The 23,186-nt window shown below is 30.9% G+C and carries 21 protein-coding genes and 1 pseudogene; 3 read left to right on the top strand and 19 right to left on the bottom strand.

The annotated features are described in order from the left end of the window. Nucleotides 1–3: 3 nt before the first annotated feature. From IPK06_00370 to IPK06_00380, 3 genes are all read right to left on the bottom strand, one after another. Nucleotides 4–735 (bottom strand): ATP-binding cassette domain-containing protein, encoded by a 732-nt coding sequence (locus IPK06_00370; protein ID MBK7978476.1) that lies wholly within the window; start codon nt 733–735, stop codon nt 4–6. Between the two features lie 112 nt (nt 736–847). Continuing rightward, complete coding sequence (locus IPK06_00375; protein ID MBK7978477.1) at nt 848–2,794, bottom strand: cache domain-containing protein; 1,947 nt, start codon at nt 2,792–2,794, stop codon at nt 848–850. A gap of 123 nt (nt 2,795–2,917) precedes the next feature. Then, the gene (locus tag IPK06_00380; GenBank protein MBK7978478.1) at nt 2,918–3,724 is read right to left on the bottom strand and encodes a hypothetical protein; all 807 of its coding nucleotides are present in this window, start codon (nt 3,722–3,724) and stop codon (nt 2,918–2,920) included. A 146-nt stretch (nt 3,725–3,870) separates the two neighbouring features. On the opposite strand from IPK06_00380, the gene IPK06_00385 reads away from it, so the two are divergent. Beyond that, nucleotides 3,871–5,418, top strand: coding sequence for a HAMP domain-containing histidine kinase (locus tag IPK06_00385; GenBank protein MBK7978479.1), 1,548 nt, complete (start codon nt 3,871–3,873; stop codon nt 5,416–5,418). Next, on the top strand, nt 5,418–6,104 hold the full coding sequence (locus tag IPK06_00390; protein ID MBK7978480.1) for a response regulator transcription factor: 687 nt from the start codon (nt 5,418–5,420) through the stop codon (nt 6,102–6,104). The genes IPK06_00385 and IPK06_00390 overlap by 1 nt, the downstream gene beginning before the upstream one ends. 54 nt (nt 6,105–6,158) lie before the next feature. On the opposite strand, the gene IPK06_00395 is transcribed toward IPK06_00390, so the two are convergent. The 12 genes from IPK06_00395 to IPK06_00450 form a co-directional block, all read right to left on the bottom strand. Further along, nucleotides 6,159–7,472, bottom strand: coding sequence for a hypothetical protein (locus tag IPK06_00395; protein ID MBK7978481.1), 1,314 nt, complete (start codon nt 7,470–7,472; stop codon nt 6,159–6,161). Nucleotides 7,473–7,604: 132 nt separating this feature from the next. Then, nucleotides 7,605–8,735, bottom strand: coding sequence for an ABC transporter permease (locus tag IPK06_00400; GenBank protein ID MBK7978482.1), 1,131 nt, complete (start codon nt 8,733–8,735; stop codon nt 7,605–7,607). Next, nucleotides 8,735–9,862, bottom strand: coding sequence for an ABC transporter permease (locus IPK06_00405; protein ID MBK7978483.1), 1,128 nt, complete (start codon nt 9,860–9,862; stop codon nt 8,735–8,737). Before IPK06_00405 ends, IPK06_00400 begins: the two co-directional genes overlap by 1 nt. Before the next feature lie 2 nt (nt 9,863–9,864). Then, nucleotides 9,865–10,794, bottom strand: coding sequence for an ABC transporter ATP-binding protein (locus IPK06_00410; GenBank protein MBK7978484.1), 930 nt, complete (start codon nt 10,792–10,794; stop codon nt 9,865–9,867). 62 nt (nt 10,795–10,856) lie between these two features. Next, nucleotides 10,857–12,173: a TolC family protein gene (locus tag IPK06_00415; protein ID MBK7978485.1), complete on the bottom strand. Its 1,317-nt coding sequence runs from the start codon at nt 12,171–12,173 to the stop codon at nt 10,857–10,859. 11 nt (nt 12,174–12,184) lie between these two features. Continuing rightward, a complete protein-coding gene (locus tag IPK06_00420; protein ID MBK7978486.1) occupies nt 12,185–13,099 on the bottom strand; it encodes an ATP-binding cassette domain-containing protein in 915 nt (304 codons plus the stop codon). A gap of 48 nt (nt 13,100–13,147) precedes the next feature. After that, on the bottom strand, nt 13,148–14,113 hold the full coding sequence (locus IPK06_00425) for an efflux RND transporter periplasmic adaptor subunit (protein ID MBK7978487.1): 966 nt from the start codon (nt 14,111–14,113) through the stop codon (nt 13,148–13,150). Then, entirely contained in the window at nt 14,110–14,718 is a 609-nt protein-coding gene (locus IPK06_00430) for a TetR/AcrR family transcriptional regulator (protein ID MBK7978488.1), read from the bottom strand. Before IPK06_00430 ends, IPK06_00425 begins: the two co-directional genes overlap by 4 nt. Before the next feature lie 85 nt (nt 14,719–14,803). Beyond that, on the bottom strand, nt 14,804–15,259 hold the full coding sequence (locus tag IPK06_00435; GenBank protein ID MBK7978489.1) for a GNAT family N-acetyltransferase: 456 nt from the start codon (nt 15,257–15,259) through the stop codon (nt 14,804–14,806). A gap of 22 nt (nt 15,260–15,281) precedes the next feature. Beyond that, on the bottom strand, nt 15,282–15,767 hold the full coding sequence (locus IPK06_00440; protein MBK7978490.1) for a peptide deformylase: 486 nt from the start codon (nt 15,765–15,767) through the stop codon (nt 15,282–15,284). A gap of 14 nt (nt 15,768–15,781) precedes the next feature. Then, the gene (locus IPK06_00445; protein ID MBK7978491.1) at nt 15,782–16,552 is read right to left on the bottom strand and encodes a DUF1080 domain-containing protein; all 771 of its coding nucleotides are present in this window, start codon (nt 16,550–16,552) and stop codon (nt 15,782–15,784) included. Nucleotides 16,553–16,612: 60 nt separating this feature from the next. Further along, the gene (locus IPK06_00450) at nt 16,613–17,200 is read right to left on the bottom strand and encodes a GNAT family N-acetyltransferase (protein MBK7978492.1); all 588 of its coding nucleotides are present in this window, start codon (nt 17,198–17,200) and stop codon (nt 16,613–16,615) included. Nucleotides 17,201–17,311: 111 nt separating this feature from the next. On the opposite strand from IPK06_00450, the gene IPK06_00455 reads away from it, so the two are divergent. Continuing rightward, complete coding sequence (locus IPK06_00455; protein ID MBK7978493.1) at nt 17,312–18,631, top strand: MFS transporter; 1,320 nt, start codon at nt 17,312–17,314, stop codon at nt 18,629–18,631. 105 nt (nt 18,632–18,736) lie between these two features. Here the strand turns inward: IPK06_00455 and IPK06_00460 are convergent, their stop codons facing one another. From IPK06_00460 to IPK06_00475, 4 genes and pseudogenes are all read right to left on the bottom strand, one after another. Further along, nucleotides 18,737–20,389, bottom strand: a complete 1,653-nt coding sequence (locus IPK06_00460; GenBank protein ID MBK7978494.1) for a sodium-dependent transporter — start codon at nt 20,387–20,389, stop codon at nt 18,737–18,739. 118 nt (nt 20,390–20,507) lie between these two features. After that, a complete protein-coding gene (locus tag IPK06_00465) occupies nt 20,508–21,833 on the bottom strand; it encodes a DUF389 domain-containing protein (protein ID MBK7978495.1) in 1,326 nt (441 codons plus the stop codon). A 27-nt stretch (nt 21,834–21,860) separates the two neighbouring features. Next, nucleotides 21,861–22,394 (bottom strand): putative metal-dependent hydrolase, encoded by a 534-nt coding sequence (locus IPK06_00470; GenBank protein MBK7978496.1) that lies wholly within the window; start codon nt 22,392–22,394, stop codon nt 21,861–21,863. A gap of 2 nt (nt 22,395–22,396) precedes the next feature. Then, nucleotides 22,397–23,078, bottom strand: a pseudogene (locus tag IPK06_00475) (mutarotase). Between the last annotated feature and the right edge of the window lie 108 nt (nt 23,079–23,186).

Genomic DNA, 23,186 nt, shown 5'->3' on the forward strand with positions numbered 1-23,186 from the left:
CTGTTAAATTTCTGTTCGGTGAATAAAATCTTTAATAATTTTATCGTTTGATGATAAAAGCTGTTCCGGTGTGCCTTCAAAATAAATTTTTCCTTCGTGTACCATCGCAATTTCATCAGCCACATTTTTTACGCTGAACATATCATGTGTAACAACAATTGAAGTTACTTTTAATTGGTCGGCTAAATTTTTTATCAGATCATCAATAGAATCCGACATAATCGGATCTAACCCTGTTGTCGGTTCATCGTATAAAATGTATTCGGGTTCGGTTATTAAGGCTCTCGCTAAGCCGACTCTTTTTTTCATTCCGCCTGAAAGTTCGGAAGGTTTCAGATTTTGCGTTTTAGGCAAATTAACTAATTCGAGCATTTTCTCAATTTTAATATCTAAATCTTTCTGGGTTATTTTATATTCATTTTCGATTATTGGTAACGCAATATTTTCACCAACTGTCATTGAATCAAAAAGCGCCGCGCCTTGAAATAAATAGCCGAATTTCCTTCGGATATCATAAAGTTCTTTATGATTATTAGGATCGACTTTCTTACCGCCGACTTTTATATAGCCTTGATCTGGAAAAAGTAAACCGACAATATGTTTAAGTAAAACGCTTTTACCGCTTCCGCTTTTGCCTATTATTACGCTTGTTTCACCTTCTTCAATTGTCAGGTTTATACCATTTAAAACTTTTTTACCGCTGAACATTTTATGAAGATTTACAATTTCAATCATTTTTGTAATTAGATAAGTTAAAAACTATAATAAAAATAACACTAAATATTTTTAGAAAATGAAATAAAATCGGTTAATAGATAACCGATTTTATTTTAACTTAGGAGCGAAATCAAACTGTTGCGTAGGATTTTATTTTTTTATTCCTTATAAATTCTTGAGGAGTTTCTTCCAAATCGTTTACTTTAAAAGATGAAACTAAAGTTAAGAGCAACTCAGAACTTTTTAACAATTCGGTTATTGATTGAGAAACTTGATGTATCCCTTCAGAATTCTCACTTGAAACTGAAGAAATTCCATGAATATTTTTACCAATTTGCTCCGCGGTTGATGATAGTTCTTCATTTGCGGTTGCCACTTGATCTATTTGTGATTTTACATCTTCTACAAATTTAGTTATTTCATCCAGCAATATTTCCAATTCAACAATGTTTTTCATCCCGTCATTTACAACACTTTTTGAATGTACCATCTCTGAATTTGCGAGTTGAGCATCATTTTGAACTTCTTTAATTGTTTGCGCAATTTCCTTTGTCGCTGTAGATGTTCTTTCTGCTAATTTTTTTACTTCATCTGCAACTACCGCAAAACCCCTGCCTTGTTCACCGGCTCTAGCTGCTTCAATTGCAGCGTTCAATGCCAATAAATTTGTCTGTTCCGCAATTTCATTAATTACTTTTGCTACATTACCAATTTGACTTGTTCTGTTTGCCAAAGAAGTAATGGTTGTTGAAGTAATTTCATTGGTATCAACAATTTTTTGCATTTTTAATTTAGATTCTTTTACCTTGCCTAAGCCTGCTAAAGCGCGTTCATTTGATTTAAGCGAGGATTCAAATGCTGCAGTTGAATTATGAGAGGTCTCTAAAATTGTTTTTGTCATTTCCTCTACTGCAGTCGCTATTTCTTCTGCTTGACTACTTTGTTCAAGCGCGCCGGCAGACATTTGTTCCATTGTTGCTGATATTTCATTTGTAAAAGAAGTATTTGTATTAGCTGTATTTTTAACTTTATATAAAAGTGAACTAATATTTTTTGCTACTAAATTAAAACCATCGAAAAGTCTGCCGATATCATCATTGGCATTATGGGCTTTTATTGTTGTCGTTAAATCACCATTAGCTGCTTTTTCCATTGCGTCTAACATAATTACTGCGCTTTTTGAAAGATATTCTGATTTTTCTTCAGATTCCTGCTGAGCGTTTTGAGCTCTTTCTGCAGCTACTTCAGCCTCTTTGGATTTCTGATTTATTTCTTCAATCGACCGCTGAATACTTCTGCTCATTAAGTTGAAGTTACGAGCAAGTTTTCCAATTTCATCTTGAGTGTTAATTTCTACTTCTACATTTGATTTCCCGGTAGCTAGCGATTCAGCAGCTTTGGTTAATTCTTTAATTGGCTTTGAAATTTTTATACTGCTGAAGATAATAAAACTTAATGAAATTAAAATGAGAATTCCGAAAATTTTAAATATTTGTAAAGTAAGTTCTGAGACTGCTACTTCAACATCTTCAACATAAATTCCGGCGCCTAAAACCCAATTCCACTCTTTAAAATATTTTACATAAGATATTTTTGGTACAGGTTTATTATATCCTGGTTTTGGCCAGTAATAGTCAACAAATCCGCTTCCTTGAGATTTACAAACTTTTGCCATTTCATTAAATAAATAAACACCGTTTGGATCCTTTATATCGCGAAGTGATTTGCCGTTTAATTCAGGTTTTATAGGGTGTGCGATCATTTTGGGATAATCATCATTAATCCAAAAATAATTTTGTTCGCCGAATCGTAGTGCTTGAATCTGATGAATTGCTTCCTTTTTTGCTTCTTCTTCTGTTAAAGTATTATTTTTAAAATCATTGTAAACATTTTGAATTATTCCATAAGCAACTTCTACGGCTTGCTTAATATTTTCACCTTTATCATTCATCATGGATTTACTGAATTGCGGTAAAATTTCCATAAATAAGAATAAAGTAAAAGGAATAATAGCAGTTAAGGATAATGCTAGAATTTTGGCAAGTATACTCCAATTTTTAACGTTCAGCTTGTTCATTTCCCCCCTCATGAAAAACTATTGTTAATAATCGGAGGAAAAAGAAAAAATATTAAATGTTTCGAATAGTTTTTTATATAAAACTGCTGAAATTATCTAAATTCCAGCAGTAATTAGGAGAGTTTATTTTACAATTATTTTTTTTCTAATCTCTTTTTTTCCTTTGGAATCAATTTTCTCTTTTTCAAGATATTTTTCAGCTTCCTCTCCAACAAATGTTTCCACTTTTTCTTTACCGTTTTCTATGGTTTTAACCGTTACTTTTTTAACTCCGTTTTCTTCTTCCACATTTACATTTTTTTCGATTTTGTTTTTTACGCTATCACCTTTTTCAACCCAAATTGACATTGAATCGCCATCTTCATCTTCATTAATTTCAATTTTCATATCTTCACCGTCTTTCATCTTATCCAAGTAATCATCGGCTTCCTTGCCTTCATAAACTTCAATATTTTCCTCACCATTTTCTTTAGTTGTAACAGTAACGGTTTTTTCGTCATCAGCGCCTTCAACCTGTACCTTTACCGTTTTTGTTTTCTCAATTTTATCAAAATCACCATCGTCACTCTTGAACATTAAAACTCTTTTCCCTTTACCTTTGTGTTCAATTATATTACCATGACAACTATCAGATTTTATATAAAAAATATTTTCATTATCATCTTCCAATCCTTCAATATTTTCTGTAATAATTTTATCATCATCAGAAATTATTTGTATGCGTTTCTTTAAATCCTTTGATTTCATTCTTTGCAGTAATTTTTCGGCTTCATCGCCTTCAAAAATTACGTCGCCTTTATCAGTTGTTACAACAATTTTCTTTGCTTCTTTAATTTGGTTTAATTTCTCTTTGATATTTTTATCTTGACCCGAAACAAAATTGAATGTTAATAAAATTAACAAAGTTGTGAATATTGCTTTTGTTTTCATTTTCTCCTCGTTATTGAATTTATTAAAAAAATATTCTAACGTCAAAATAAAGCTTTGATTAATTCAATATTGTTAAAAGATTCTTAATTTTTGTTAAAAAATGTTAAAATCAAGCAATTTTGATTTCTTAACAATAACTTTACAGCATGAAAGAAAAATCATTAAAATTTATAATAGCGCTTATTACATTTGCCGTAATTGGATTAATTGCAATTCAATTCTTTTGGATCAAGCTGGCGCTTAAATTGGAAGAAGAAAAGTTCAACAAAAATGTTGGATTTGCCTTAAACGATTTGGTTAAGCAAATTGAAACAAAAGAAACGGCTGAAGTTATGGTTAAAATAATTTCACCGCAAAATGATAAAATATATTTGGGCAAAGACAAAAATAATACACAAAAGAAGATTGTAAAGCACAAAGAATATTTAAAGAATAATGTTTTGGTTTTTAATTCGGATGACAGCAGCGTAGTAACTGTAAATGTTGAGGGAAAGAATGATTCAAATTTCTCAACTATGAAAGTTGTTAAAAATTTATCGGCTAACGGAGACAGCACGGTTCAAGAAACAATTATATGGAATGGGAATCTTGATACATTAATTCATAAAAAGACCAAAATAATTGAAAATGTTTTTAATGATTTGGTTTTTTCGGAAAAATCAGAAAATATTTTAAATAGAATAAATGAATCGAAAATTGATTCACTGCTTGATGACGAATTAATTAAATACGGAATAAAAAGTGATTTTGGTTTTGGAATTATAAATAACGACAGTATTATTTATTCAAAAAATATTATTGATAAAAATGACGCTTTAAATTCAAGCTATAAAATTAATTTGTTCCCTAATGATTTTGTTAAAAATCAAAATTTCATTTCCTTACATTTTGATAACCGTCAGTCTTTTTTAATTAAGTCTATTTGGTGGATGCTGCTTCTTTCGGTAATTCTAACTTCGCTCATTATTGTTTTATTTTATTTGACAATAAAAATGTTAATAAGACAAAAAAAAATAACAGAAGTAAAAAATGATCTGCTGAATAATATTACACATGAATTTAAAACTCCAATCTCTACAATTTCACTCGCGGCAGATGTTATAAATGAAGAACCGGATATTGATAAGAAAAGATATTCGACAATTATTAAAAATGAATCACAGCGGTTGACTAATATGGTTGAGTCAATTTTATCTGCGGCTGAATTGGAAAGCAGTAAATTTACATTAAATAAAACTCTTGAAGATCTGCATGAAATAATTAAAGAAGTTTGCGGCAAATTTGAATTAACTATAGATAAAAAGAACGGTAAAATAAATTTGGATTTACGTGCATCCGATTCAAAATTATACTGCGATAAACTGCAGTTCTCAAATGCAATAAGCAATTTGATTGATAATGCAGTAAAGTATAACGAAAATGTTCCTGAAATTAAAATTTCAACAATGAACAGCAACTCCACATTTGAAATACTAATCGAAGACAATGGAATCGGCATGGATAAAAAATATCATTCAAAAATATTTGATACTTTTTACAGAATTCCAACCGGAAATATTCATAATGTAAAAGGTAATGGAATCGGCTTAAGTACCGTAAAAAAAATAATAGAAGCTCATTTGGGAAAAATATTTATAGAAAGTGAAAAAAATAAAGGTTCAAAATTTATCATTCATCTTCCAAAGATATATTAATGAAAAAGTATAAAATTTTATTAGTTGAAGACGATTTGAATTTGGGAAATATTTTAAGTGAATATTTATCATTAAAAAATTACGAAGTTGAACTATGCAAAAATGGTGAAGAGGGAATTGAGAAATTTAAAATGAATAATTTTGATTTATCCATTCTTGATGTTATGATGCCGAGAAAAGACGGATTTACTTTGGCTAAAGAAATTCGAGCAATAAATAAAAATATTCCAATAATTTTCTTAACGGCAAAGTCGATGCTGAAGGATAAAATTGAAGGTTTCAATATTGGAGCTGATGATTATATAACAAAACCGTTCAATACAGAAGAGTTGATATTAAGAATTAATGCCGTGCTTAAAAGATCACAAAATGTCATATATGAAGATGCTGTTTTTAATATTGGGAAATATATTTTTGATTACCGGAAAAGAACGTTGAAAACAAATAACAAAACCATTTCTCTAACATCCAAAGAAAATGAGTTATTAAAGCTGCTTTGCGAAAACAGTAATCAAACTGTGGAAAGGGAAAAAGCGCTTCCGCAAATATGGAAAGATGATAATTATTTTACTTCACGAAGCATGGATGTTTATATAACAAAATTAAGAAATTACTTAAAAGATGATAATTCCATTGAAATAGTAAATGTTCACGGTATTGGTTTTAAACTTTTAATAAACTCTTGATTTATAAAAAAAATAATTTTCAAAAAAGTAATTATATTAAATTTTCTATAAGATCTAGGAATCAACTTTATTGAATTTGGCTTTAATCTGATTAAAAGGAAACATTAAAAAACTTACCGCGCAAATTCTTCCAAAAATAAACGCAAGCATCGCAGAAGTAATTCCTGTAATGTTAAATACTTTTATTGAAATAAAAAGCGTTACAATAATTACAGTAACTTCTATTATTGTTGCAAAAGTAATGGGAGTTGTATTTTTATAAACGACAAGAATTGCTCTTTGTAATGAAATTAAAACAGTAAACGCCGGCATTATGGAAATTATAATTGTCGGAATTTTTGAAAAACTGCTTAGCTCAATCGAAAGTCCGGAAACGGTATTAAACCAAAAGTATGAAGCTGGAGTAAGTGAAATAGCAATTAAGCACAAAGCTAAAAACAGGGCAAGTCGTTTTGCATATTTTGAAATCTCAAAATAATTTTCGCCATTATCGCCGACCAAAGCGATTACAACTTCTTGATATGATAATCCCAAACTTCTAAATATAAATACTAATGAATTTATAACCGGAAGCACCGCAAGTGATTCCAATGACATTCTGCTTTGTCCGATAAAAAACGCGACTAAAGGATGAACTCCAAGTCCGATGAAAGAAGTAAGCGCTAATGGATAGTAAAAATTGAAAATGCTTTTATAAGTTAAAATTTCTTCGGAAATTAATTTATCATCTTTTATTTGTTTTAAAATTTTATTTGCCATTAATCTGCTGGCAATTGCTTCGGCTAAAACAGCTGATGATAAAGCTGAAGCGCCTACAACCGCACCCGGCAAATTACTGAAAGTGAATAATATTAAGGCTGTAAAAGTCATGCATGTTAATCTAACAACTGTTCCATAGGCAACGCGTTTTGTCAAATTATTTCTGATTAAAATTCCCTGATAAAACCTTCTGTAACCAATTGCGCCGGGCCATGGAAGAAGTACAAAAAATGCTTTATAAGTTAATTTTGTAACTTCTTTATCAAGTGAAATTAAATCGATTGCTATGAAATTAAAAATGGAAGGAATTAATATTATAAGCATGAATAAGGTGATGAAAGAACTGACTATAAAATTAAAATTCCTTAATTTCTTAAATGATGAATAATCTTTTACTAATGCTGTAGAAGCGCTCATCATCATAATTACTGGAGCTTCCACAATTAAAGCAAAGGAAAATGCAACACCGTAAGCCGCTAAATTATATTTGGGATCGATTAAACGCGCAATTACCGCGGCAAGAAACGGTCCTTCCAAAGACATCATTAACCAAGTTGCCGCAAGCGGAAACCAAAATTTAAAGATTTTTATTTGATTGAGTTTCTGCAAAAAATTTATAGAATTAAATTGTAAGTTGAAAGATATCTGTTTTTTCGAATTAAACAACAGAGCTTAATTTCTTTGCGGAATTTTTGAAAGGTCAAAGTTTATTTAAATTTATTCTTTTATTAAGAATTAAAGCTAATCAAGTTTTTTTCTGAAACGGAATGAGCTGAAAACTAAAATAAATATTCCCATAAAAAACAGAATCGTTATTTCCTGCCAAAGATCAACAATGCCGATTCCTTTAAGAACTACACCGCGAAGTATTGTCAAAAAATATTTTAAAGGTATAAAATAACTGATATATTGTAAAATTTTAGGCATGTTTTCAATTGGAAACGCAAAACCTGAGAGATAAACCATCGGCATCATAATTCCGAAAATTGCAATCATCATTGCCTGCTGCTGAGTTTTTGAAATTGTTGATACAAAAAGTCCTAAACCCAAAGTAGATAAAATGTAAAAGAACGAAGCTGTAAATAGAAAAATTATACTGCCTCTTACGGGAATGCTGAATAAAATATTCATCATTGTAATTACAAGAACAACCGAAATAAATCCCAAAATAGTAAACGGAACAAGTTTTCCAATAATCAATTGAAATGGTTTTATGGGGGTAACAATAATTTGTTCAAGCGTTCCAATTTCTTTTTCCTTTACAACCGCTAGCGAAGTTAAAATTAAAGTTATTATACTTAATAATAAACCGACAATTGCGGGAACCATAAAATATCTAGTCTTTAAGTACGGATTGTACCATGTTCTTACTTCGGCAGAAATTTGTCCTGCAGGCAATATTTTAATACCTTTCTTTGCGCGATAATCCATAATGATATTTTGCGAATATTCAGAAATTATTTTTGATATATATCCCGCGGCTATTGATGCCTTGTTTCCGTCGGAGCCGTCAAATATCGCTTGAAGTTTTACAGTTTCATTTCTGTTAATATTTTTAGAAAAATCTTTAGGAATAACAAAACCTACGAGAACATTGGCTTTATTTATTTGATCAGTTAATTCTTCATAACTATCCGCATAATAATCAATTGAAAAAAATCCCGAGCTTTCAAACCTTTCTATAAAATTTCTGCTCGTTTCGGTTTTATCATAATCCAAAAATAAAATATGAACATTATTTACATCCATTGTTGCCGCATAACCTAAAAATAAAAGCTGTAAAACGGGAGCGACTAAAACAATTCCAAACATTTTGGGATCGCGCTTAAATTGTGAAAATTCTTTTTTTATAATATTTAAAATGATCTTCATTATGAATTTTCCTTTTTGAGATAAATTTTACTCGCCAATGTGAGAAGTATTACAGCAAACAATATTAAATATAAAATTTGATCCCAAATTGCTTCAATGCCTACACCGCGCAGTATAATAGCTCTTAAAATCTTGATGAAAAATTTAGCCGGAGTAATGTTCGTTAATAATTGAATAAATGGCGGCATGCTTTCTATAGGAAAAATAAATCCGGATAAAATAACGGATGGAAGTAAAGAAACCATTGTGGCTACAGTGAAAGCAATTTGCTGCGAATCTGAAATTGTTGAAATAAAAATTCCGATGCTCGTAGATGTAAACAAAAATATAATTGTGGTAAACGCTAAAAGAAAATAATCACCTTTTACTTCAACGTTGAACAGTAAATATCCGAAAATCAAAATGAAAACCGCATTGAACAACGCCAAAACGATGAACGGAAAAGTCTTGCCTAAAAGCAATTCCAGAATTTTAATTGGTGAAACATTTATTTGTTCAATTGTACCTCGTTCTTTTTCACGCACAAGAGACAATGAAACGCTGACTACCGCAACAATAACAAGAATCATTGCAATCAATCCTGGTATTAAAAATCTAGTAGTCTGCAAATCTTTATTGAACCAGAAAATCGGATTAAAATCAAATGGAATATATGCCTTAATTCCTTTTTGCGACAGTAAGTAATTTGTTTTATGTGAATTGAAACTCGCGGTGGCGGCTGTTACATAATTTTGAACTATTGTCGCTGTGTTTCCATCTACTCCATCCGTTAAAAACTGAACTTTTACGTTTTGTTTTGAGTTGAAGTTTTGAGAAAAATCTTTTGGAATTATTAACACACATTGCGCTATTTTTTTATCCAGAATATCATTTACTTCACCATCGCTGTTTACAAAATAAGAAATTCGGAAATATTCCGATGAGGTAAGTGAATTATAAAACTCCCGGCTTAACTCAGTTTTATTTTGATCATAAACTGCCAGCTTAATATCCTTTACATCAAAGTTTACCGCATAGCCAAATACAATTAAAAGAAAAACGGGAAAGAGAATTAAAATGGATAACATTCTGATATCTCTGAAAAGATGCTTGAATTCTTTTTTCGTTATTGCATAAATTCTTCTAATACTCACTTTTTATCCTTTTCCAACAAGTGAATAAAAACGTCTTCTAAGGTTGGAACTATTTTATCTATTTTCTCAATATGAATTTGCGGAAGTTTTTTTAACTCATTAATAATTTGATTTTCATTTACAAAATTATTGTTCATTATAATATGAATTGAATTTCCAAATATTGAAGTCTCGTCTACAAAATTTGATTTATCAAAAATTTCCATAGCCTCAATTACATTGCTGCATTGAATTTCATAAATAGGGTTAGTTAGATATTTACTTTTAAGTACTTTGGAATTACCTTCTGCTATTAAGCTACCAGCATTAATTAAAATTATATTCCCGCAATATTCCGCTTCTTCCAAATAATGTGTGGTTACCAAAACCGTTATACCTTCATCGGAAAGATCATTAATCAAATCCCAGAAAGATCTTCTTGAAATCGGATCAACTCCGCTTGTGGGTTCATCCAGAAAAACAATTTTTGGTTTATGAATAACAGCTGTTCCCAAAGCTAATCTTTGCTTAATTCCGCCGGGTAAAGAGCCGGTTAAAATATTTTCTTTCCCGATTAAATTTGCGGTTTTTAAAATCCATTGCATTCTTTCATTAAGTTCTTTTCCCTCTAAACCGTAAACTCCGCCGAAGAATTTAATGTTTTCTTCAATTGTCAGGTCATTGTAAAGAGAAAATCTTTGCGACATATAACCAATATTTTTCTTTACAAAATCAGATTGTGATTTAATGCTGAATCCGCCTACAAGCGCGTCTCCGCTTGTTGGTTCAAGCAGTCCGCACAACATTTTAATTGTTGTAGATTTTCCCGCGCCATTTGCGCCGAGAAACCCGAATATTTCACCTTCTTTTACTTTGAAAGATATATTATTAACCGCAACAAATTTGCCGAAAGTTTTATTTAAGTTATTTACTTCTATCGAAAACATTTTTTTTATTATCCGGAGTATTTAATTCTTCATAAATCATTTTTTATACTGACAATATTTTTTTAATATAATTTTTTACCAACAGCTTTATCTAATTTTATTTTAGCCAATTCATAGTCAACCAATGAATTTAGCAATTCAGTTTGCGACGAAAATTTTGATGTTTCGGCATCAATCAAATCAGTAGAACTAACTAATTGTTCTAAATACTTATCATTTGTAATTCTATAATTTTCCTCCGCCTGCTCAACTGTTAACTTGTTAAGTTCTACTTTCTTCATTGCGGATTGCAATTGTAAAAATGTATTGTAAACATCAATTTCCACGGCGTCTTCCAGTTGAGCTTTACTCGTTTCCAATTGTATTAAATTACTTTCAGCCTGCTGCGACTGAGAGGAATTATAGCCCCAATTCCAAACATCCCAGCTTAATGAAATTCCAACGTCCCAAGTATCATCGAAACGGTCTTTCATAGGAAAAATTCTTTGATTTGGACGGCTGTAATAAAAATCTGAAACAAAGAATACAGATGGATACCAGCCGGATTTACTTGCGCTAAGTTGTTCTTCACCTGCGGATAATTTTTTTGCCAATGATTTTATTTCAAGTCGGTTTGATTTAGCCTCGTTCAATAAATCATTAAAATCAAAATTAACTTTGTTGAAATTAATTTCTCTGGAAGTAATTTCAATATTATCAGTAATATTATTTCCAATAGTTTTGTTGAGCAAAGCCTTCGCGACTTCCAAAGAATTATTAAGTTCAATTTGCTTTAATTGTACAGATGATTTCTGAACTTCCAGCTTCAGAATATCATTTTTGGTAATTAAATCATTTTCTAAAAAATTGCGCGAATCTTTGAGATGGGCTTCCAGACTTTTAATATTTTCTTCAACAATTTTATTGGCGTTTTCAATTTTATATACATTCCAAAATGCGGAAATAATTTTAAATGTTTCTTCATTCATTTCCTTTGTATGATCCAATTCAGCTGATTCCAAATTATAATTCGCGGCTTCATTAAGTGAAGACAACTTAAATCCGGTAAAAATCGGCTGCTGCAGTGATAACTTTAAATTATATGTATTTAAAATCGCATCTTGAATTCTAATTGGATTAGGTAAAAACGACATTGAAATTTCAAATGGAGGAACATCGCTTAAGCGCATATACGAAGCATTAAATTTAAGCTGTGGTAATCTTTGAGAATTGATTTCTTTAACCTTTGCCGACGCTGATAAAACTTTAGCGTCTGATATAATTAATGTTTTACTATTTTGAATTCCCAATTGAATAATTTCATCCAAAGAATATTTTTTATTTTGTCCGTAAATTATTGATGCGATTATAAAGGAAATTATTAAAATTTTATTTTTCATATAAAACTCTTTTATTTCTGATTGTTAACAAGATGAATGAAAACATTTTCCAGTGAAGGAATATTTATTCTATGATCGTGTATTTTAATTTTATTTTTTGTTAAAAGCTCTGAAATTTGCGAGTAAACTTTTTCCGGATCATCTGTAATTGTATCTAGTCTGTCTCCGAATAATTGAACGTCAATCATTAAATTATCTTTAATCATTTTTGAGGCACTTCTAACATTATCGCAAACAACTTCAAGCACTTTTTTATTAATTGAATCTTTAATGTTGTTTGGAGAATCCAAAGCGATAATTTCACCTTTATTCATCAAGGCAACTCTGTTGCATCTTTCGGCTTCGTCCAAGTATGGCGTCGACATAAAAATGGTAATTTCTTCTTTTAATAGATTTGAAAGAATTTTCCAAAAATCTCTTCTTGAAACCGGGTCGACACCTGTAGTTGGTTCATCTAAAAATAATATTTTTGGTTTGTGAATTAAACTGCAGGCTAACGCGAGCTTTTGTTTCATTCCGCCTGAAAGTCTGCCTGCTTGTCTACCGCGGAAATCTATAAGTCGAGTAAATTCTAAAAGTTCATTTCTTCGTTTGCCGTAATTTTTTACGTTGTGAATTTCCGCAAAGAATTCAATATTTTCATCGATCGATAAATCTTCATATAAACTGAATTTTTGCGATAGATAGCCAATATTATCTTGAATCTTTTTTCTGTTTGTTTTTAAGTCAAAATTAAGAAGTGAAATATTTCCGATGTCGGGTTTTAATAATCCGCATAAAGTTCTTATGGTTGTAGTTTTGCCGGCTCCATCCGGACCAACCAATCCAAACATTTCACCTTTGTTAACATTAAATGAAACACCATTTACAGCTTTAATAGTTCCATATGATTTGCTGAAAGACGATATGTTAATTATGCTGCTCATTTGCAAGTTTATCAAATTATGATATTCAAAATTTCTTATTACCCAATTTTATATTTTTATTTCAGCGTCAGCAGGCATTCCGCTTTTTAATTCTAAATCAGGATTGGCAATTTCCACTTTAACTTTGTAAACCAACTTTGTTCTTTCATCAGGAGTTTGAATATTTTTTGGTGTAAATTCAGATTCGGGTGAAATATATACGACTTTTCCACTAAAGGATTTATCTTCATATGCATCAATAAAAACATCCACCTTTTGATTAAGTTTTACTTTTGGAAGTTCTAACTCATTTATATAAATATCTAAATTCAGTTTTTCCAAATCGGCAATATTCAGCAATGACGACATCGGCGAAACTGTTTCACCCTTTTCGTAAAATAGTTCAACAACAAAACCGTTTATTGGTGAAATTATATTGCAATCGTTTATATTTTTTTGAATTAACTTTTCGTTGGCTATTGCTTGATTTAGCGCGGCTTCGGCTCGTTTTAATTCTTCAGGTCTCGCAATGTTTTTAATTTTTTTCAAATTTTCTTTTGCGGCGTCAAATTGTGATTTAACAATTTCAAATTTTGTTTGAACATCTTCAAACTGCTTTTTAGTTATTGAGTTGGATTCGAGAAGCTTCTGCATTCTATCTTTATCTTTTTGAGCTTGGGCATAAGTAACTTCAGCTTGATTAAACATGGCTTCCGATTGAAGAACGTCTTCTTTTCGCGATCCGTTCTTCAGCATTTGAAATTGTGCTTCTGCACTTTCTCTCATTGCCGATGCTTGAAGAAGCTGGAGCTGTAAATTTTCGCTGTCAATTTTTAGTATTGTGTCGCCTTTGTTTACCTTTGCTCCTTCATCAAAATATATTTTTAAAATTTCTCCAGCTGTTTTAGAACTTAACGTAACATTTGTTGCTTCAATTGTTCCGCTTGCTTTAATTTTATTATCATCATTTCCATTTCCGCAGCTCATTAAAATCAATGATGTTATTATGATGAATAACTTTAAAATACTTTTCATTCTTTATTTTCCTTTAAAGTTTTTATATAGATTTTTTTACCGCTTTCGGTTAATACTCCGTTTATCAACATTCCAAAAGTAATTTCAAAAGCATCTTTTATTGAAAGATTATGATTTATTAGGAAATTTGGATTTATAACTCCCTGCATTGCGCTGATTATTACTTGAACCATTATTTCACTTGGGTAGTCAATAATGTATCCTTCTTTCTTGCCTTGATCGAATATATTTTTCCATAATTTTTCAATATTTCTTGTTCGGAATTCTTCAATGTCTTGCCAAAGCTCAGGTCTGTGCGTTTGAAGATCATTCATCATTTTTGAGTTTACTTTTAGTGAAATTTCCGCAAACATATTTGTCAACTTTTTAATTTTTATTATTGAATTACTATCACTTTTTATAATTGAGTCAATTTTTGACTGCATAATAGACTGAAAAAGTTTAACTGCGGCTTCTACTAAAATATCTTTGGATATGAAATATTTGTATATTGTTTTTTTACTCATCCTCAAACCGTTCGCGATTTCATCCATGGTTATTTTGTAAAATCCTTCGCTTAAGAATTTATCTTTTGAGAACGAAATTATTTTTTCTTTTTCTTCCATATACTCACGAAACTAATTTTGTATTTATAGTTTCCAAAATAATAAACGGAAACTATTTTGTCAAGTATAGTTTCTTAAAAAATTTTTATATCAAGAGTTTTTTCATGCAGATACTTTCGGGAATGTTCTCATACGGCGGAAAGTTAGGAATTTTTTGATATCCCATATTTTGATAAAGTTTAATTGCTTCAAGCTGGTTGTTTCCTGTTTCCAAAATTGCATATTTATATTTTAATTCCGCGGCCCATCTTTCCAATTCAATTAATACAATTTTTCCAAATCCATTTGATCTGTATTCCTTTTCCACATACATGCGTTTAATTTCAACAGTATCTATTTGTTTATCTTCTCTAAATGATCCGCAAGCAATTGCCAAATTATTGTAATAAATTAAAACTGTTTTAACATCTGTGCTTAAAATATTATGAGGGGCAAATTTCGTTTCTTGGTCGACGTATCTTTCCCGTAACTCCGCATTCAGTCTTTTTATCAATTCATTGAAATCGTTATTATCTGCCGTTGTACGTATTTTCTTAATCATTTAAATATATTTTATTTTATTCTTAACTTCGCCATTTAAATGATTTATTGTCAATTGCGCGCATAGTTGCCAAAATACCGTTTAAGTGATCATATTCATGCTGAATTAATTCTGATAGATCATTTTGTAAATTCAATTCAATCACATTCCAATTTTCATCATAATATTTAATGTTACATTCTTTGTGCCGCTTAATTTTAACGAGTAAATTTGGGAAACTCATACAGTCATCCCAAAGCTCAAACATCTCATCGCTTAAGTAAGTAAATTCCGGATTGATAATCACAATAGGTTTATCAATGTTCACATATATAATTCTTTTCATAATGCCCAATTGAGGAGCGGCAATTGCTCTTCCAAAATTGTATTTCAATCGTATTTCTTTCATCACATTGTGAAGATCGGCTGTCCATGTTTTTATTAAATTCAATTCCGATTTTTCAACCGGAACTGAAATTTCATATAATTTTGGATTTCCAAGAAGCAATAAGTCATTTAAATTTTTCATCTAGTAAAAAAAGTTTAATCAAGTTCAAGTATTTCAATTTTTCTAAATTCAGTAGGATGGCTTTCAGCCTGTAAAGCAATATAGCCTTCGTTCAGCATAAGATTGTTATCCTTTGGAATTATTTTTTGCGCGTCGGTATCGTTTGGATCGAGTTGCGGTTTTTCATATTCCATAACTATATTACCATTTACAATATGCTTAATGATGGAATTTCCATGTACTTCCACTTCCATTGTAACCCATTGATCGCCATGATACGTCGCGGAATTTGATCCCGTGCAATGGTTTGTAATTAAGTTTTTCTTCATAACAATATTTGTTCCGGGCGTACAAACATTCCCGGTTGATCTTTCATCAACACCGTTTCCGCCTAACATTTGTGCCTCAATTGAAACCGGAAAATTTTGTTCTTTGCTCATACTTTCAGGAGCTTGAGAATGAATCATAATTCCATTATTTCTAAATGCCCATTCAGGTCCGCCCGCAACTTGATTTCCAATAAAGCGATATTCAACACGAATTTTATAATTGGAAAATTTCTTATTATAAAAGATATGACCGAATTTATTATTAAATTCTTTGTATTCATCGTAAGAAACCTGCAAAACTCCGTTGTTTACTCTAAATGTGTTTTTATAATTTTTTCCGAGATCTTCCCCGGCAAATTTTACAGTCCACCCGGTTAAATCCTTACCATTGAAAAGACTTACCCAATTATTCGAATCATTCTTACTTGATGAACATGAACTGAATGAAAGAAATATTGTTAATAAAATTAATCTCATTGATATTGCTAAAACCTTTTTTAATAATGAATTCATTTTAAGTTTCCTTTAATTGATTAACTATTTTAAGTTATACTTAGTTAAAAAACAATCTTTAACATTGGGCCATTCGTTTTCCAAAATACTATAATAAATTGTTTCGCGTCTTCTATTATTAGTCATTAAAGTATGACTTCTTAAAACGCCTTCTTCAACGGCGCCAATCCGCTTTAATGCATTTCTTGCAAATAAATTGAGTACATCGGTTTTAAATTCAACTCTTTTTAGATTTAATTCTTCGAAACAGTATTTAAGCATAAGATATTTTATATAATCATTAATTCCTTTTCCATGAAAATCACTTGCAAGCCATGTCCAGCCAATTTCAATTCTTGAATCATTATGTGAAAAATTTCCAAAGCTCGTTGACCCTATAATTTTATTTTCAGGTTTAAAAATAATTGCAAATGCTAAACGGATTTTATTTTTATTATCTGAAATAGCATTATAAACCCAATTATACAATTCATTTTCATCAGAAAGATCACTTGTAAAATAGTACCAAAGATTTTTATTAGTTGTAATTTTCTTAAATTCCAATATATCATTTTGAGTTATTGGTCTGAGCATTACAATTGTGTTTTCCAAAATTTTTTCAAAATTCAGCATTAAACTCTTTCAATTATTTTTAGATTAAAAATAAATATAATTTTTTGCAGATAAATAAAGTATTTTTGAATAATTCATTTTAAATATTACGATGTTCCAATTCGAAAGATCATGTTTGAAAATTCAGCAGCAATTAAAAATACACTCCGCGCATTAAAATCAAGAAATTACAGATTATTTTTTGGCGGACAGGGAATTTCACTTATCGGTACGTGGATGCAGCAAATTGCACTCGGCTGGTTTGTATACCGCCTAACCGACTCACCATTTTTATTGGGAGTTGTAAGTTTTTCGGCACAAGTACCGACTTTTATATTTGCCACATTTGCCGGTGTTTTCGCGGATAAATATGATAAACATAAAATTATAATTGCAACCCAAACTCTGGCGATGATTCAAGCTTCGGTTTTGGCAATTTTGACATTAACAAATGTTGTACAAATATGGCATTTAATTATACTGGCAATATTCAGCGGATTGATAAATGCTTTTGATATGCCTACTCGTCAATCATTCGTAATTGATTTAGTTGAAAATAAAACTGATCTGCCGAATGCGATTGCGCTTAACTCTTCAATGTTCAACGCGGCGAGATTAATTGGTCCAACAGTTGCCGGAGTAATTATTTCCGCATTTGGAGAGGGAATCTGCTTTCTTATTAATGCTGTCAGTTATATAGCAGTAATTGGGGCGCTGTTGTTAATGAAATTTGAAAAGAAGGCAATTCAGAAGACAAGTAAAAAAATATTTAATGAAATAAAGGAAGGATTCAGTTACGCATATAATTTTATTCCTATTAGAACGCTATTACTTTTAATAGCTACTCTCAGTTTATTGGGAATGCCGTATACAGTATTAATGCCTGTTTTCGCAAAAGATATTCTGCATGGAAATGCAAGCACTTTAGGATTATTATTTGGTGCTATTGGAGTTGGCGCTTTTATTGGAGCAATTTATTTGGCTTCAAGAAAAACCGTTTTGGGTTTGGGTAAAATTATTGTTATAGCTACAACGGTATTTTCAATTGGACTAATAATGTTTTCACAATCAAAAATTATTTATATATCACTTCCATTGATGATATTTACGGGATGGGGAATGATGACTCAGATGGCTTCTTCAAATACATTATTGCAAACAATTGTAGATGAAGATAAACGAGGAAGAATAATGAGTTTGTACGTTATGGCATTTATGGGAACCGCGCCGTTAGGAAGTTTGCTAGCCGGTTCATTAGCAAAAGCATTTGGAGCTCAAAATACAATATTGTTTTTTGGAATAATAAGTTTATTAACGGCTTTTTGGTTTTACAAACAATTGCCATTAGTTAGAAAGCATACAAAACCAATTTATATTAAATTGGGTATTATTCCGGAAGTTTCAACCGGTTTACAATCGGCAACGCACTTAAACATTCCGCCAAATAAATAATCTATTCATCTTTCTGAGGTGTTTTAAGTATTTTAATGAAGAATTTGGCAGTAAAGAAAATTATAACAGCCCAAGCCGATAACATTACAATTAAAGCAGAAGTTGTCATTTTATGTCAGCTCCTTTTGAAAGAATTTTCTTTTTCTTCCAAGATTTATGAACTAAAAAAGCAATAACAGTGAAAGTAATTATTAAAATAACTCTTGTTAAATCTTGAACAAAAACCTTTGTCGGCAGCCCATTCACAAACCAAGTTTTATCATTAGAGCCGACGTGAAATATTACGCCAATAACACTATCAGGTGCAAATTGCCAGCCGTTTCCTGAAAATAAATTAGCAATCGCAATAGACCAATCATTCGATGGTTTTACAGTCGCGCCAATAAAAATTATTAAGATAAAAACAGGAGTAATATATTTTATTAAAAATTTAAATATTTTAGGCACTGACATATCGGCGCCTCGAGTTATTTCAGCCCAGCCTTTATCAATACCAAAAACATAAGCAAACACAATTGATTCCAGTAGTGCAAATACGACGAGTGAAAATGTTCCGGTCCAAAAATCGAATTCGTCAAATGAACCGCCGGGATAAAGCCAAACGCAAATGAATCCCAAAGCAAAAATTGCCATGCCAGTTAATACAGCGCCCTTCTCCCGTGATATTTTAAATTCATCGTTAAAAAATGCTAAAATGGGCTGACCCATAGCAAGCGAAGAAGTAATACCTGCAAAGAATAAAAGCCCAAACCACATTGCGCCGGCAACGGGTGCAAACCATCCCCAATTATTGAATAATGTTGGCAAAGTTAAGAATCCTAATGCAAAACCGCTTCCTCCCGCTGTTGATGCCTGTACAACTTGAAGACCAAGGTACGCTGTTGCAATTGGAAGAAGTAACGAGCCGCCTAAAACGACTTCGACAAATTCATTCATCCAACCTGCAGATGAAGCATTTAATGCAATATCTTGTTTTTCTTTTACGTATGCAGAATAGCAGTGAATTGATCCCATTCCAACCGAAAGGGTGAAAAATATTTGTCCTGCCGCGGCCAACCAAGTAGTTGGATTAAATAATCCGGTGAAATTAGGTTCCCAAACAAAATTTAAACCTACTAAAGGACTTTGAACAACACCGGGATCGGAAGTATCTAATGTTAACCCTTTTACTACTAAAATAATTCCGAATAAAATTAGCAATGGCATTCCTATTTTAGCGGCAACTTCAATACCTTTTGCCAAACCTCGCGACAAAATCCAAACATTTAATAATAATGTTACAATGAAAAAGAAAAAAGCTTCAAGGGGAAGCGCAAAAATACTATTCTCATGAACTCCTAAAAATTTTGGAAAAAATTCTGTAGGTTTTATATCAAAAAAAGTTCCGGTTAATGAATGGAATACATAAGCTAATGTCCAAGATTCAATGTAAGTATAATAAGCCGCAATTGTGAGATTTGAAAATAAACCGAACACACCGATATATTTTAAATATTTCGATTTTCCCATCACATCAAACATTCCAGGCGTTGAATGGTGACCGTATTTTCCGCCATGTCTGCCAATTGACCATTCTATATATAGTAATGGCAATCCCATAACCACAAACGAAATTAAATAAGGAATGATGAAAGCTCCGCCGCCGTTCTGCGAAGCTTGTGCCGGAAATCTTAAAAAGTTTCCTAATCCAACAGCATTACCCGCCATTGCTAAAACTAAACCAACTCGGGATCCCCAAGATTCTTTTGTTTGAGACATAATATTCTATATTTATTTAAAAAAATGGATGAATTATCAATGTCAATAAAAGTACGCTCACTTTTTATAAAGTTAAGCAAATATTATTTTAAAATCGAAAAAATAATTTCATCCGAAATTATTCTATTATAAGTTGAATTTTTTCAGTATTCAATCGCGTTTTTAACCACTCTTTAATTTTAGATTGTATGTCCTTGTTAAATTTATATTTTTTTTCGGCGGTTAAAATTACAAAATTGATCTTTGTCGAATCAAAATTTTCAATTTTATGAATAGGCGTCTCAAAGTATGTACATGATGTAATTTGAGGATAAATTGCGTTTATTTCAGAAAGTAAAACTCTGCCGAAATTTTCTTTTAACTTCAAGGTATCGAGAAATTTTTGATTAAGTGATATGGAATTATTTAGTCTGTTTATTTCCGATTTCAAATGTTCCACTTCGCTTACGTTTTTATCAAGCTGGTTTGTTGAAAATCCTTGCTGAAAATTAATTTTTGCATCTTCCAAGTTAAAATCTTTTGCTCTATTTGCAATGCTTTTTTTTGTTTCTTCATTTAGTAAATTTCCGCCATAAATCAAACTTATTGTTCTTTCATCAGGAACTATTTCGTTTTTTAATAAATAGCTCCCTTCAAGAACGCTAATGCTCTGAACATATTTATTTGCAAAGTCCGCAAATTTTTCATTTTGAACCAACTTATAGCCGAAGTAAATACTTGGAATTATTATTAATGTACTGATAATAGAAATCCATCGATTGACTTTTTTCTTGTGTACTTCTTCGACAATTGTTCTAATCGGGAACTTTAATATTTGTGAAATTAAAACGGACGATAGAGCAATAAATACAGTGTTTATTGTAAATAAATAAAAGGCTCCGAAAAAATAATTAAACTGACCTGAGGCTAATCCGAATCCTGCCGTACATAAAGGAGGCATTAATGCGGTAGCTATTGCCACTCCCGGAATTACGTTTCCTTTTTGCTTGCTGCTTATTGCTACAATTCCAGCTAAACCTCCAAACAAAGCAATTATTACGTCATAAATTGTGGGACTTGTTCTTGCAAGCAGCTCCGAGTGCGCGCTGTAAATTGGACTAATGGTAAAGTACATTGTTGAAGCAATTAAGCTTACAATTACTGCAAATGTAAAATTTTTAATCGCCTGCCGTAGCAGTGGAAAATTATATGTTGCAATACTGTAGCCCATACCGTTTATTGGACCCATTAAAGGCGAAATTAACATTGCCCCTATTATTACGGCTGTAGAATTCATATTTAAACCAACCGAAGCAATTACAATAGCGAAAACCAAAATCCATAAGTTTGTACCTTTAAATACAATATCTTTTTCTATTGCTTTATGAATTGTTTCAAAATCATCAATTTCACGTTCAAGATTTATATGAGTTAAAATTTTTCTAAGTAATTTTAAATTTTTCATTTTTCAATTCCGGGAAATGTTAAATAATTACCAATTTTTAAGCTTTTTTAATTCAGTAATATGAGCAAGATGATGTTTGCAATGCCAAGCATAAATTGCCAGATTTTCTTCAAGACTTACTTCTCTTTTTGATTCCGGATGATAAAATTTCAGTTTCCAATCTTCATTCCGAAATGAAGATAAAAGAAAAACCCAGCGTTCGTGAATTCCCTCAATCGTTTTTAAAGCAGCGGTAATTGGCGACTTTTTACTGTCATCCAATTCTGCCCAGCGGTCTTCGTAATAAGGTTTAATTGTTGGTGTTTGTTCAGTTAATGCCAATTTAAATCTTATCAAACTATTCATGTGGCTATCAGCACAATGATTTACGACCTGTCTAATTGTCCAGCCTTCGGGACGATATTGAGTATCTAATTGTTCATCTGATAAATTTTCAACTTCGGATTTAATTTTTTCAGGGAATATTTTAATTATTTCGATAAATTCATTTTTCAAATTCGAAGTATATTTATCCGGTTTGGCAAATTTACCAATTGGATATTTAAGTTTTTCGATTTCCATGTCTAATCCAAATTTAATGTTTTCAATACCTGAACTTTTTCTTTCTTTTGATACCAATCATTTGCAACAAATGTAATTTGATTTACATCAAATTTACCAAACTCATAATCCTTAAATTTATTAAGAACTTGAACAAATTTTTCCTTCTGTCTAATTTTATTTTGAAACCTTACAACCGTAGAATGAGCGGTTTGAATTGAATAGCGTTTGTCAAGCGACTGCTCAAGAATTGTAAGTGCAAATTCTCTTCTCAAATTATCCCTAAACAAATTTAGGTGATTATTCGAAGGAAATCCTTGTATCATAATTGCGGATTGCGTGGCTGTAATTCCGCAAAATTCAATTGAAAAATTCTTAATATTTGATAAACAATTATTTATTACGGTTAGATAGTCCTTTACGTTTATCTTTTCTAAAGAAAAATTATTGTAACACGAAATTATTGACATAACGGTAATATGTATATCAGAATTTCTATAATAATATTGTTCCGGCTCAATTTTTTCAGTTCATTTAAAAACAGTTGAATTTTTCCTTAACATTTTCCGGAGGAACAATAACCAGCGTAATTCCAAATCTTTTATCCGCTGCTGAATAAAGCTGTTCATCAACTGCAACATTTGAAGAATTCAGCTTAATTAAAAATTCTGAATATAAATTGTTATAATGCTCTTTTAGGTTCAATTTTTACTTTTCTGTTAAACATTTCAATGAATTAAAATAAACTTTTAATACCATTTATTCTAAAAAAGTTTTATGTTATCAATCAATTTTGAAACCTTAAGAAAAATG

This window comes from Ignavibacteriota bacterium (genome assembly GCA_016713565.1).
GTDB lineage: Bacteria > Bacteroidota > Ignavibacteria > Ignavibacteriales > Melioribacteraceae.